General features: G+C 62.5%; 11 protein-coding genes. 3 read left to right on the top strand and 8 right to left on the bottom strand.

Annotated features, from left to right (window positions below; translation table 11 throughout):
* Positions 1 to 3 precede the first annotated feature (3 nt).
* Positions 4 to 1,512, bottom strand: a complete 1,509-nt coding sequence (locus tag ACHPFG_RS13445; protein ID WP_431703000.1) for an MFS transporter — start codon at positions 1,510 to 1,512, stop codon at positions 4 to 6.
* A gap of 150 nt (positions 1,513 to 1,662) precedes the next feature.
* Here ACHPFG_RS13445 and ACHPFG_RS13450 point away from each other — a divergent pair, with 150 nt between their 5' ends.
* Positions 1,663 to 2,559 carry a LysR family transcriptional regulator gene (locus ACHPFG_RS13450; RefSeq protein ID WP_339452727.1) on the top strand — a complete coding sequence of 299 codons (897 nt, stop codon included), beginning with the start codon at positions 1,663 to 1,665 and terminating at the stop codon, positions 2,557 to 2,559.
* Here ACHPFG_RS13450 and dhaL read toward each other — a convergent pair.
* The 7 genes from dhaL to ACHPFG_RS13485 form a co-directional block, all read right to left on the bottom strand.
* On the bottom strand, positions 2,516 to 3,163 hold the full coding sequence (gene dhaL, locus ACHPFG_RS13455; protein WP_431703002.1) for a dihydroxyacetone kinase subunit DhaL: 648 nt from the start codon (positions 3,161 to 3,163) through the stop codon (positions 2,516 to 2,518). The two genes, ACHPFG_RS13450 and dhaL, sit on opposite strands and share 44 nt — an antisense overlap.
* A gap of 3 nt (positions 3,164 to 3,166) precedes the next feature.
* Complete coding sequence (locus tag ACHPFG_RS13460; RefSeq protein WP_431703004.1) at positions 3,167 to 4,168, bottom strand: dihydroxyacetone kinase subunit DhaK; 1,002 nt, start codon at positions 4,166 to 4,168, stop codon at positions 3,167 to 3,169.
* A gap of 146 nt (positions 4,169 to 4,314) precedes the next feature.
* Positions 4,315 to 5,430: an MDR/zinc-dependent alcohol dehydrogenase-like family protein gene (locus ACHPFG_RS13465; protein ID WP_167655803.1), complete on the bottom strand. Its 1,116-nt coding sequence runs from the start codon at positions 5,428 to 5,430 to the stop codon at positions 4,315 to 4,317.
* Positions 5,431 to 5,457: 27 nt separating this feature from the next.
* Positions 5,458 to 6,213 carry an SDR family oxidoreductase gene (locus ACHPFG_RS13470; RefSeq protein ID WP_431703006.1) on the bottom strand — a complete coding sequence of 252 codons (756 nt, stop codon included), beginning with the start codon at positions 6,211 to 6,213 and terminating at the stop codon, positions 5,458 to 5,460.
* Positions 6,214 to 6,302: 89 nt separating this feature from the next.
* The gene (locus ACHPFG_RS13475; RefSeq protein WP_431703008.1) at positions 6,303 to 7,310 is read right to left on the bottom strand and encodes a substrate-binding domain-containing protein; all 1,008 of its coding nucleotides are present in this window, start codon (positions 7,308 to 7,310) and stop codon (positions 6,303 to 6,305) included.
* Between the two features lie 36 nt (positions 7,311 to 7,346).
* Positions 7,347 to 8,324, bottom strand: coding sequence for an ABC transporter permease (locus tag ACHPFG_RS13480; RefSeq protein ID WP_431703010.1), 978 nt, complete (start codon positions 8,322 to 8,324; stop codon positions 7,347 to 7,349).
* On the bottom strand, positions 8,321 to 9,808 hold the full coding sequence (locus ACHPFG_RS13485; RefSeq protein WP_431703012.1) for a sugar ABC transporter ATP-binding protein: 1,488 nt from the start codon (positions 9,806 to 9,808) through the stop codon (positions 8,321 to 8,323). The genes ACHPFG_RS13480 and ACHPFG_RS13485 overlap by 4 nt, the downstream gene beginning before the upstream one ends.
* Positions 9,809 to 10,091: 283 nt before the next feature.
* Between ACHPFG_RS13485 and rpiB the strand changes: the two genes are divergently transcribed.
* Together rpiB and ACHPFG_RS13495 are read left to right on the top strand one after the other, a co-directional pair.
* Positions 10,092 to 10,553 (top strand): ribose 5-phosphate isomerase B, encoded by a 462-nt coding sequence (gene rpiB, locus ACHPFG_RS13490; RefSeq protein WP_431703014.1) that lies wholly within the window; start codon positions 10,092 to 10,094, stop codon positions 10,551 to 10,553.
* Positions 10,554 to 10,616: 63 nt separating this feature from the next.
* Positions 10,617 to 11,597 carry a sugar-binding transcriptional regulator gene (locus ACHPFG_RS13495; RefSeq protein ID WP_027608636.1) on the top strand — a complete coding sequence of 327 codons (981 nt, stop codon included), beginning with the start codon at positions 10,617 to 10,619 and terminating at the stop codon, positions 11,595 to 11,597.
* Positions 11,598 to 11,683: the final 86 nt, after the last annotated feature.

The raw sequence follows: 11,683 nt of genomic DNA on the forward strand, positions 1-11,683 counted from the left end.
ACATTAGTTCGGTGTGGGTATCGGCTTGCGCATCAGCCTCCCCACCACCAGCGCTCCGAGCAATCCCAATAACCCTGCCACCCACAACACCCTGCTGAACCCATCCACAAACGCCTGCTGCGCCAGCGGTTGCACCACAGCCCGTGCGGGTTCCGGCAACAAGCCCATTGCCGCCGGCATATCCCCGGCCACCACCCGTGAGGCAATGCCCGCCACCTGCGCCTGCCATTGCGGGTCGATACTTGCGCGCAACAATTGCTCGCTGTGGCTGCTCAGCAGTGCCCCATACACACCAATCGCCAGCATGATCGCGCTGAACCGCATGGTGGTGCTCATGCCCGAGGCCATCCCTGCACGGTCCCGTGGCACGCAGGCCATGATGTTTTTCTGCGTATCGCCGTTGAGTAAACCCGCACCGGCCCCGGTGACCGCAATAGCCAATGCAAAGGGCAGGTAACCACCGATATTCACGGCCCAGGCGCTCAAAAGGTTGCCGCCGCCTACGAGGGCCAAGCCGGTTGCCATCATCGTTGCCGGCGCGAAGCGAGCCGACAGGCGTGCGCCGATTCGTGGGCATACCAGCATGGTCAACGCGAACGGCAGCATGCCCAGGCCCGAGATAATCGCGGAGAAGCCCAGGCCGTTCTGCAGATAGAACGGCAGCAACGTCATCATCACTTGGGCGCAGCCGGCATAGGCAAACATCCCGAGCAAGGCGCCGATAAAGCGCGGGTGGCGAAACAGTTGCAGGTCCACCATGGGCCGTTGCTGCACACGTTCGACCCCTATGAATACAGCCAGCAACACCGCACCGCCGATCAGGCGCACATAGGTCAGCGGGTTATCCCAACCGATGCGGTTGGCCTCGATCAGGCCCCAGATCAAGCACAACAGGCTCGCGCTGAAGGCCAGGCTGCCCCACGGGTCGAGGCGGGCGGATTGGGTATCGCGGGATTCCGGAATCGCGCGCAGTACCAAGGCCATCAGCGCCAGGCCCACGGGCAGGTTGAGGTAGAAAATCCAGCGCCAACCCAGATACTCGGTGATCAACCCGCCCAGGGTCGGCGCGGCCGTCATCGCCACGCCCATGCAGGCACCCCAGAACGCCCAGGCCTTGGCCCGCTCCACCTCATCGTGGAAGGTGTGGCCAATGGAGGCCAGGGCTGACGTGAGCAATAGCGCTGCGCCGACGCCCTTTACCGCGCGGGCGATATCCAGCCACAACGCACTCGGCGCCGCCCCGCAGCCGAGGGAGGCGAGGATAAAAATACTCAGGCCCCAGACCAGGGATTTCTTGCGCCCGAACCGGTCGGCAACGCTCCCGGCCGGCAGCAACAAGGCGGCAAACGCCAGCATATAGGCGCTGACCACCCATTCGATATCGGCAAAGTTAGCCCCCAGGTCGCGAGCGATGCTAGGCAGCGTCACGGCGACGATATTGGTGTCGAGCACGATCAGCGAGCAAACGCCGGACGCGGTCAGCAACGTCAGGCGTGGGCTGACCCGACTCATGATTGGATTACCTTGCAGGCAATAGGAGGAATACGGTTGACGGACATCGTAAAGGCTCTCTAGTGTTGAAGTGCTTCGAGCTTATCCCCGGCTGCTGCTGAGATTGTTAGCCCGTGTGGAGCACTTCATTACCTTTGAGCTAATCCTGTTATGGACATCCGCCATTTTCGCTACTTCCTTGCAGTGGCCCGGCAGCGCAACTTCACCCGCGCCGCCGAGCAGTTGGGGATCGCGCCGCCGACCCTGAGCCGGCAGATCCAGGACATGGAAACCAGCCTGGGCACTCGCCTGTTTATCCGCCGGCAACGCGAAGTCAGCCTCACCGAAGCCGGCGCGGCCTTGCTGATCGAAGCCGAAGCTACCGTGCGCCAGTTCGAATTCGCGCAACGCCATGCCCAGCGTGCCGGGCGTGGCGAGATCGGCCATATCGAATTGGGTTATGTGGCCTCGGCGGTGTACTCCGGGCTGTTGCAACGGCAGATGCAGGGGTTCAGCCAGGCGTTTCCTGACGTGAGCGTGACTGTGCGCGAATGCGCCATGGCCACGTTGCCGAGCGCGGTGGCGGATGGACGCTACGACATCGGCTACATCCGCTCGCCGATGACCTTGCCCGAGGGCCTGGAGGCGGTGCGTCTGGACAGCGAAGGTTTTGTCTTGGCGCTGCCCCAGGATTCCTGGTTGTTGGGGCTCGCGGCCATTGGCTGCGAACACCTGCAAAACGAGACATTTATTTTGCCGGAGCAAATCAGCGGCACCCTGCATGTCGCCGCGCAAGGCGGTTATGCCCCGCGCCTGGGGCCACAGCCGGGCGGGCTGGTCGCGGTGGTGGCGCTGGTGTCGATGGGGCAGGGCGTGGCGGTAGTGCCCGCGTCAATGGTCGGGCATGTGCAGTTGCCGGGCGTGGTGTACCGCAGCATTCAGGGCAGCGATGCATCGTCGTGGTTGTCGCTGATTCACCGGCGCTTCGAGAAAGCGCCGGCGGTGGCGCGGTATATCCAGCAGGTCAAGCACTCAGGCGTGGCTGCACCGAATCCGCCAGGCGCGTAAGGATCAGGCAGCACGACACCGCCCCAGCATCCAGCACGCCCAGTGAGCGCTCGCCCAGGCGACTGGCGCGGCCGATCTTCGCCACCAGGTCCTTGGTGGAGTCGCGTCCCTGGGAGGCGGCGGTTTTCATCGCGTCCAGTGCATCGTTGAACGACGCCCCTGAGGCGTGCGCGCGTTCAAACGCTTCCACCGCCGGGATCAACGTATCCATCAGGCACTTGTCGCCCACGCCCGCTTCGGTGATGTCCTGCAACGAGGTCAAGCCGCCCCGAAGCAGATGGGCGAAGGTGGCCGCGTCGATGTCGTCACGGCCGCGCACTTCGTCGGCCATGCCGATAAACAGACTGCCATACAGCGGCCCCATGGAGCCGCCGATGCCTTCCATCAGGCTCAGGGTCAGTTCATCCAGGGCCTCGGCGAGGGTCAGTTGGCGGCCTTCGATAGTGCGCCCGCAATGGGCAAAGCCCTTGGCCATGTTGATGCCATGGTCGCCGTCGCCAATCGCGCCGTCGACTTCGCTGAGGTATTCACGGTTGGCCACGATCACGCTGACCAGGTCGGTGATGATGGCGCTGCCGTCGTGGCTGGAAAAATGTTGGCTCATGGTTCAGTCCGCCTGGGTCATGCCGATGGAGCGGCAGGGTTGGTCGATCAGGGATTTGAGCTCCGCGTCGAGGCCGAGCAGGGTCAGGGTCACGCCCATCATTTCCAGAGAGGTGAAGTAGTTGCCAACGTAGCAACGGTGAATCTTCAAGCCCTTGGCGTTGAGTTGGCGTTCCACCTCGGCGTAGAAAATATACAGCTCCATCACCGGCGTGGCGCCGAGACCGGAGACCAGCACCACCACGCTGTCGTCCTGGCTGAAGTCGCGGTCGGCGAGGATCGGCGCGAGCATGCGCTCGGCCATGGCGGCGGCGGATTCGATCGGGACAACCTCAATGCCCGGTTCGCCGTGATGGCCGATGCCCAATTCCATCTGGCCGTCGGCGATCTGGAAGTTCGGCTTGCCCACGGCGGCAATAGTGCAGGGCGTGAGGCCGATGCCAATCGAGCGGCAGTGGTCGACGGTTTTCTGCGCGACGCGAATCACGCCGTCCAGGTCGTAGTGCTGGGCGGCCGCGGCACCGCCGATCTTCCACATGAAGATTTCCCCGGCCACGCCACGGCGCTTGGCGATCTCGGCCTTGGGAGCGGAAGCCACGTCGTCGTTGGCGACCACGGTGCGGATACGCATGTCTTTGCTGGCGGCCATTTTCATCGCCAGCTTTACATTCATATTGTCGCCGGCATAGTTGCCGTACAGGCAGGCCACGCCGGCGCCATGGTCGACGGCGCGGAAGGCGTCGAAAAAGCTCTTGGCGGTGGGCGAGGAAAACACTTCGCCGACGGCCACGGCATCGACCAGGCCGGGGCCGACATAGCCGAGAAACGCCGGCTCATGGCCGGAACCTCCGCCCGTGACAATGCCGACTCGGCCTGGCCCGGAAGGCCTGGTCTTGACGATCACCCGTGGGTTGCTTTCGTACTGGCGCAGTTCGGGGTGCGCGACCAGGATGCCGCGCAGCATGTCCTCGACCACTTGGTCCGGATCGTTGATGACTCGATTCATAACGCGGGTTCCTGTGTTCTTTTTGTAGGCGCGAGCTTGCTCGCGAAAAACGTGAAGACACCGCGTTTACTCAGAAGCCCCGCGTTATCGTTGTCGACCTTCGCGAGCAAGCTCGGCTCCTACAGTAAAAGCGGTTGTGTGTGTTCCTAGGGTTCGAGTACGACCTTGAGCGACTTGTCGCCACGTTCCATCACCGCAAACGCTTCCTTGAAGTCCGCCAGGGCGAACTTGTGAGTCACCACATCGCGCATATCAATCTTGCGGTTGCCGATAAAGTCGATGGCCCTCGGGTACATGTAGGGCCCCAGGTGCGAGCCGAGGATGTCCAGTTCCTTGCGGTCGCCGATGATCGACCAGTCCACCGTCGCCTCGTCGTTGAATACGCTGAACTCCACGAAGCGCCCCAGCTTTCGCAGCATCGCCAGGCCCTGGTTCACCGCCTTGTGGTGCCCCGTGGCTTCGATATAGATGTCGCAGCCGTAGCCGTCGGTGATCGCGCGGATGTTGGCCATGACGTCCACTTCGGCCGGGTTCCACACTTCGTCGGCGCCCATGCGCAGGGCGAGGGCGGCGCGTTCGGGTTTCATGTCGAGCACGATGAGTTTTTTCGGGTTGCGCAAACGCACGGCACCGATGATGCCCAGGCCCAGGGTGCCGGCGCCGGCGACCACCACGACGTCGTCATGGTCGACGTTGGCGCGCTCCGCTGCATGCAGTGAGCAGGCCAGGGGTTCGATCAGGATCGCTTCGTCGGGGGCGATGGATTCCGGCACTGTGTGAATGATGCCTTCCTTGGTGAAGATCATGTACTGGGCCATGGCGCCCTGCACATTGTTCTGGAAGCCATACAGGTCGTGTTTCTGGCACATCCAGTACTGGCCGTGGTTGCAGAAGCGGCAGCCCCAGCACGGCACGATCTGCTCCGAGATCACCCGGTCACCGACCTTCACGCCGCGCTTTTCCGCGCCTGGCCCCAGGGCAACCACACGACAGACGAACTCATGGCCGGGGATCATCGGCGGCTTGACGTAGCGCGGTTGCTCGGCATCGCCCCAGAACGACGGTGCGCCGCGATAGGTCTTGATGTCGCCCATGCAAATGCCGCACAACTCGACCTTGGTGAGGATTTCATCGGGGCCGGGCGTGGGCACGTCGACGGTTTCCAGGCGATAGTCTTCCGGGCCGTGGCAGACCACGGCCTGCATGGTTTTCGGGATAACCGGGAAGAGTTGTTCGGGTGTGCGTTCGGTGACGGTGGACATGACAAAACCTCACGACAGATAAATGAATTACTGAATGCTGTAGCCGCCGTCGATCACCATGTTGGCGCCGGTGATCATCTGCGCGGCATCGCTGAGCAGGTACAGCGCCAGCCCGGCGATTTCCTCCGGCTGCGCAAAGCGGCCAGCCGGGATCTGCAATTTGGCCCGCTCGCCGACTTCACCGGCCCAGGCGTTCTTGCCCAGCGCGGTCTCGACGATGGTGGGGGAGATGGCATTGACGTTGATGTGCGGCGCCCATTCCATGGCCAGCACCTTGGTCATGCCGACGATGGCCGCCTTGCTCGCGCAGTAGGCGACGTGGCGGTCGAGGCCGATCACCGCGGCCTGGGAGGCGAGGTTGACTATGCGCCCGCTGCCCTGGGCCAGCATGTGCCGCGCGCAGGCCTGGGCCACGAAAAAGCTGGCCTTGAGGTTGATGTCCAGTGTGGTGTCCCAGGCGCTTTCGCTGACATCGACGGCCTTGTCCAGCAGGGCCACGCCGGCGCTGTTGATCAGGTAGTCCAGGCGTTGGAAGTGTTCCAATACCTGATCGATGGTGTGTTGCACCTGGTTGATCTGGCTGAGGTCGACGGCAATGCCCAGATGCCCGGCACCCAGGCTTGCTGCCACTTCAACCACCGCCGGGTCGCGGTCGAGCAAGGCCACGCGGGCGCCGCGCTGCACCAGCAGGCTGGCGCAGGCCAGGCCGATACCGGCGGCACCACCGGTGATCACCGCGCAACGGCCGCTGAGGTCGAAGGCTTGGTTCCAGAATCCAGACATTTACATGACTCCATTTTCGAAAACAGTGAAGATCTCATGTGGGAGGGGGCTTGCCCCCTCCCACACTTGCCTGTATTTCAAGCCAATGATTACTTACCGCCACTGACCTGTTTGTACAGCGCATCGGCGTTGGCGTTAGTCACGGGCACCCACGGCAGGATGTAGGTCTTGGCCGTGCCATCACCCCATTTCACGTTCTTGGCATAGCGCTCCCAGATCACCGACTGCGGCGTGTAGTCCTTGCCGGCCAGTGCGCGAAGGGCCACGTCCAGCGCACCTTGGGACTGAGCCTGGGCGTCCTGGAGGAAGGTGGTGACTTCGTCTTTTTTCGCCGCCTGGATCGCGTCCGGCATGCCGTCAATGGAAGTGACAGGCACATCCTTGGACGTCAGGCCGTGGGATTTGAGGGCCTGCACGGCGCCGAGGGCCATGTCGTCGTTCTGTGCGATCACGCCGTTGATGCCTTTGGGGTGGGCGTTCAGCCAGTCTTCGGTCAGCGCCAGGGCCTGGGCGCGGTCCCAGTTGGCGGTCTTCTTCTCGATGATCTTGATGTCCGGGTGCTTGCCCAGCACTTCCAGCTCGCCTTTTTCGCGGTCGATCTGCGCCGACTGGCCAATCGGGCCCTGGATGATCACCACATTGCCCTTGCCGTTGAGCTTGTCGACCATGGCCTGGGCCTGCAGGCGGCCGCCTTCGACGTCATCGTTACCGACGTAGGGCACCGAGGCGTCGGCGACTTTGGTGTTGGAGGCGATAACCACCACGTCGTTGCTCATGGCTTGCTTGACCGTGCCGACGCCGGCCTTGGTATCGATCGGCACGAACAGGATCGCGTCGTAGTGCTGGGTCACCATGTTTTCGATCTGGTTGTTCTGGGTCAGGGCGTCGTAGTTGCCATCGAACACCGTCAACTGCACGGTGCCGTCCTTGACCGCCGGGTGTTCCTTGAGTTCGCGGACCCAGTTCTGCATGAACTGGCCCTTGAGGCCGTAGACGGCCGCGCCGACTTTGTAGGTCTTGCCATCGGCTGCCATTGCGATACTGCCGGCGAGCAGGGAGAGAGCCGCCGCGGCGGCCAGGGTGGTACCAAGTTTCATGGGGGGAACTCCGGTTATTGTTGTAGTGGTCGTTCTCTAGCGTTTTTTCTTGCGCCACACGTCGATCAGTACTGCAAACACGATGATCAGGCCCTTGGCGACCTGCTGGTAATAGGAGGACACGCCGAGCAGGTTCAGGCCGTTGTTGATCACGCCGATCAACAGCGCGCCGAACAGCGTGCCGACAATGCTGCCGGTGCCTCCCGACAGGCTGGTGCCGCCGATGACCACGGCGGCAATCGCGTCCAGCTCATAGGACACCCCGGCCTGAGGCAGGGCGGAGGTGGTGCGTGCCGACAACACCACGCCCGCCAGCCCGGCGAGCAGGCCGGACACCACGTACACCGAAAACATCACCTTGCGCACGCCGATCCCGGAGGTGCGCGCGCTTTTTTCATTGCCGCCCACCGCGTACACGTAGCGACCGTAGGTGGTGTAGCGCAGCACCATCCAGAAGATCAGCGCGACCACGGCGAAGATGATGATCGGCACGCCAATCGGGCCGATCTTGCCGATGCCCAGGGCCAGGTAGGCGTCGGGCAGGTCGGTGATCGGGCTGCCGTCGTTGAGGATGAAGGTCATGCCGCGCGCAATGCTGAGCATGCCAAGGGTGGCCACGAACGGTGGGATCGACAGGTTGGCGACCATAAAGCCGTTGACCACGCCGAGCATCGCCCCGGCAAACATCCCCGCACTCACCGCCGCCAGCAGCCCGTAGCCCTGGGTCGCGACCATGGCGCTGCACAACCCGGCAAAGGCCAGGATCGAGCCGACGGAGAGGTCGATGCCCTTGGTCAGGATCACGTAGGTCATGCCCACCGCGAGGATGCCGTTGATGGAGGTCTGGCGCAGGATGTCCATCCAGTTGCGCCAGGTCATGAAGTACTCGCTGGAAAACGCCATCACCAGGCACAGCAGGATAAACACCAGCGGCAGGCCGAAACGGTCGAGGGACAGGCGCAGGCGGTTGCGTGGCGCTGTTGTGATAGGGGCGGCAATGGTTTTGGCATTCATGAGGCAAGACTCAACAAGGCTTCCTGGGAAAGGGCGGTGTCGGTGCTGATGGTCACCAGGCGGCCGCCCTTGAATACGGCGATGCGATCACTCAGGTGCAACAGTTCCGGGGCTTCGGATGACACCACGATGGCCGCGCCACCGGCGCGCACGAATTGATCCAGCAGGTGGTAGATCTCCTGCTTGGCGCCCTCATCGATCCCCCGGGTCGGCTCATCGCAGAGCAGGCACACCGGTTCGGTCGACAGGCATTTGGCGAGCACCACTTTCTGTTGGTTGCCGCCGCTCATGGACGCCACCGGCAGTTCCAGTGAGGTGGTTTTGATCTGCAGGCGCTTGACCATGTCCTGGGCCAGCTGGGTTTCCTTGCGCGCATTGATCAATGACCAGCTCGACAGGCGCTTGTAGGCCGACAGCGCAATGTTGGAAAGAATGCTGCCGGTCAGCACCAGGCCGCTGTCCTTACGGTCTTCGGTGACCAGTGACATGCCGGCATTGATGCTCGCCTTGGGCAGGCCGATGGGCATGGGCTTGCCTTGCAGGGTGACGCTGCCGGAGTCCGCCACGGTCAGGCCATAGAGGCAGTTGAGGAATTCACTGCGGCCCGAGCCCATCAGGCCGTAAATACCGAGGATTTCACCCTGGCGCAGTTGCAGGCTGATGTCGTGGAACTCGCCGGCGCGGCTGAGGCTGTCGACTTGCAGGCAGGTGTCGGCGGCGCATTCACGGCCGACCTTGTGGTCGATACGGGTCAGTTCCTGGCCGACGATGCCGCGCACCAGATGGTCACGGTCGATATCGGCCATGCGTCCGCTTTCCACAAAGGCACCGTCGCGGAAGATGCTGTAGTCGTCGGCGATCTGCGCCAGTTCGCTCAAGCGGTGCGACACATACACGATGCCGGCGCCGCGCGCGGTGAGACGGCGGATCGCCTTGAACAGGGTTTCGGCTTCGCGCTCGCCAATGGCCGAGGTGGGCTCGTCCATGATCATCACCTGGCAGTCATGGCTGAACGCCTTGGCGATTTCCACCAATTGGATCTGCGCCACGCTCAGGCGGTGCATGGGGCTGCTGGCGTCGACCTCGAATTCCAGGCTTTCCAGCAGCTCGCGGGTGCGTCGGTTCAAGGCCTTGTTGTCGACGATGCAGCCGGCGCGGCGCGGTTCGCGGCCCAGCCAGATGTTTTCGGCGACGGTCATGTAGGGGATCGGTTCCAGTTCCTGGGTGATCATCGCGATCCCCGCCGCGAGGGCTTCGCTGGGACGGTTGAACTGTACGGGGGCGCCGTTGAGCAGAATGCTGCCGGCATCACGCGGGGTAATGCCCATCAGGATGCTCAGAAAAGTCGACTTGCCTGCGCCATTGCCGCCGCACAGGGCGTGGACGCTGCCGGCCCGCAGAGAGAGACGCCCGTCACGCAGGGCAGGGATCCCGGCGTAAGCCTTGGCGACGTGTTCAGCCTGGAGCAGTAATGGCGTGGCCATCGGCGTGTCCTCGTGCTGTGAATTCTTATTAGGTCGCACAGTCATGTTTCGCTGTGATCATATGTGTATCAAATGAAATTCTGATCAGTCAATCTCTTTGATGTAAATGGCGTGATTCTGATCTTTTACGCCAATTAGCCTTTTTTAGACGGCTTTGACTGGCAGGTCAGTTAAATCATGCTTGACATGAAGGGGGGAAAGTCCGTGAAATGAATGAGAGAAATTTCATTGATTGATCAATTGATCAGTCGTAAGCACCACCACGGCAACGGAGCCAGACGCCATGAACACACCTTTCCCGGTGGCTATCGGATGCGATGAAGCGGGTTTTGAGCTCAAGGAGCTGTTAAAGCGCCATATCGAGGCGCTGGGCTATCCGGTGACCGACTTCGGCACCCATTCCACCGCGCCGGTGTTGTACCCGGACATCGCCCTGGCCGTGTCCACCGCCATCAATGCCGGGCAGCAGCGCCTGGGCGTGCTGGTGTGCGGCACGGGGATTGGCATGGCGATTTCGGCCAACAAGGTGCTGGGGATCCGTGCGGCCCAGGCCCATGACACTTACTCGGCAGAGCGGGCGCGCAAGAGTAACGATGCGCAGATCCTGTCGATCGGCGCGCGGGTGATCGGCGCCGAACTGGCGAAAAGCATCGTCAAGTCGTTCCTGGAGTCGGAGTTCGAGGCGGCCCGTTCCGGGGCCAAGGTCGAGCGCATCAATGCGATCGAGCGCGATGGGCATCAATAGTGGACGTAGCAGGGCAAGAGTCGGGAGAATGCGCCTTTGACGCCGAAACGGAAGCCCGTCCCCATGAGTGACAGTACCCAGCGCATGGCCAGCGATATTGATCAGATGACTGAAGTGGCGATGCTCTATTACCTCGAGAACGTCACTCAGGAAGCCATCGCCAAGCGCTTCGACCTGTCGCGGGCAAAAGTCAGCCGATTGCTCAAGCGCGCGCGGGATGAAGGCATTGTCGAGGTGCGCGTTTTGCAGCATCCGGCGATGAATAACGAGCTGGAACAGGCGCTGGTGGCGCGCTTCAAGCTGGATCGCGCGTTGATCGCAGTCGATCACAGTGATCCCGATACCCAGCGCTCGGCCGTCGCCAGCCTGGTGGCCAACTACCTGAACAAGACCTTGAGCGACGGCATGATCGTCGCCGTCGGCATGGGCCGCAACGTCGGTGCCGTGGCCGATAACGTGTTCCTGCCGGTGACGCGCAACTGCACATTTGTCTGCGCCATTGGCGGTTCGCTCAAGGCCGGCGAATACATGAACCCCGATCACATCTGCCGGCGCCTGGCCCTGCGTTTTGGCGGCGAGAGTGAAAGCCTGTACGCCCCGGCCCTGGTGGCCAACCCGGAGCTGCGCGGGGTGTTGATCAATAACGACACGGTGCGCTCCACCCTCGACCGCGCGCGGCGGGCAGACATGGCGCTGATCGGCATCGGTGACATGAGCGAAAACAGCAACATGGTGCGCATGGGCTGGTTCTCGCCCCAGGAGATTGCCCAAGCGCGCCTGTCCGGCACCGTGGGCGACATGATGGGCTATGACTTCATCGATATTCACGGCCAGCCGGCGGTCAACGCGATTCAGGGGCGGGTGATCGGGTTGACGGTGCAGGAGTTGTTTCGCATCCCGGACGTGGTGGCGATTGCCAGTGAGAACACCAAGGCGGCAGCGACGTTGGGGGCGTTGCGGTCGGGGGTGATCAATACCCTCGCAACCACCGTCACTAATGCCCACACCATCCTGGCGTTGGATGATGCAACCCGTAAAACCTGACACGCCAGTGCTCAAGTGTGGGAGGGGCAAGCCCCCTCCCACATGATTGTGTGTGGGGTTCGAAGACAGGTTTTGTAATAGTTTTG

The sequence above is a fragment of the Pseudomonas sp. BR20 genome, from assembly GCF_050780135.1.
Lineage (GTDB): Bacteria > Pseudomonadota > Gammaproteobacteria > Pseudomonadales > Pseudomonadaceae > Aquipseudomonas.

Bases quoted from the DNA above. Each gene is read 5' to 3' on its own strand.
- ACHPFG_RS13445 (WP_431703000.1), bottom strand. From the start codon at position 1,512: ATGAGTCGGGTCAGCCCACGCCTGACGTTGCTGACCGCGTCCGGCGTT.
- ACHPFG_RS13450 (WP_339452727.1), top strand. From the start codon at position 1,663: ATGGACATCCGCCATTTTCGCTACTTCCTTGCAGTGGCCCGGCAGCGC.
- dhaL (WP_431703002.1), bottom strand. From the start codon at position 3,163: ATGAGCCAACATTTTTCCAGCCACGACGGCAGCGCCATCATCACCGAC.
- ACHPFG_RS13460 (WP_431703004.1), bottom strand. From the start codon at position 4,168: ATGAATCGAGTCATCAACGATCCGGACCAAGTGGTCGAGGACATGCTG.
- ACHPFG_RS13465 (WP_167655803.1), bottom strand. From the start codon at position 5,430: ATGTCCACCGTCACCGAACGCACACCCGAACAACTCTTCCCGGTTATC.
- ACHPFG_RS13470 (WP_431703006.1), bottom strand. From the start codon at position 6,213: ATGTCTGGATTCTGGAACCAAGCCTTCGACCTCAGCGGCCGTTGCGCG.
- ACHPFG_RS13475 (WP_431703008.1), bottom strand. From the start codon at position 7,310: ATGAAACTTGGTACCACCCTGGCCGCCGCGGCGGCTCTCTCCCTGCTC.
- ACHPFG_RS13480 (WP_431703010.1), bottom strand. From the start codon at position 8,324: ATGAATGCCAAAACCATTGCCGCCCCTATCACAACAGCGCCACGCAAC.
- ACHPFG_RS13485 (WP_431703012.1), bottom strand. From the start codon at position 9,808: ATGGCCACGCCATTACTGCTCCAGGCTGAACACGTCGCCAAGGCTTAC.
- rpiB (WP_431703014.1), top strand. From the start codon at position 10,092: ATGAACACACCTTTCCCGGTGGCTATCGGATGCGATGAAGCGGGTTTT.
- ACHPFG_RS13495 (WP_027608636.1), top strand. From the start codon at position 10,617: ATGAGTGACAGTACCCAGCGCATGGCCAGCGATATTGATCAGATGACT.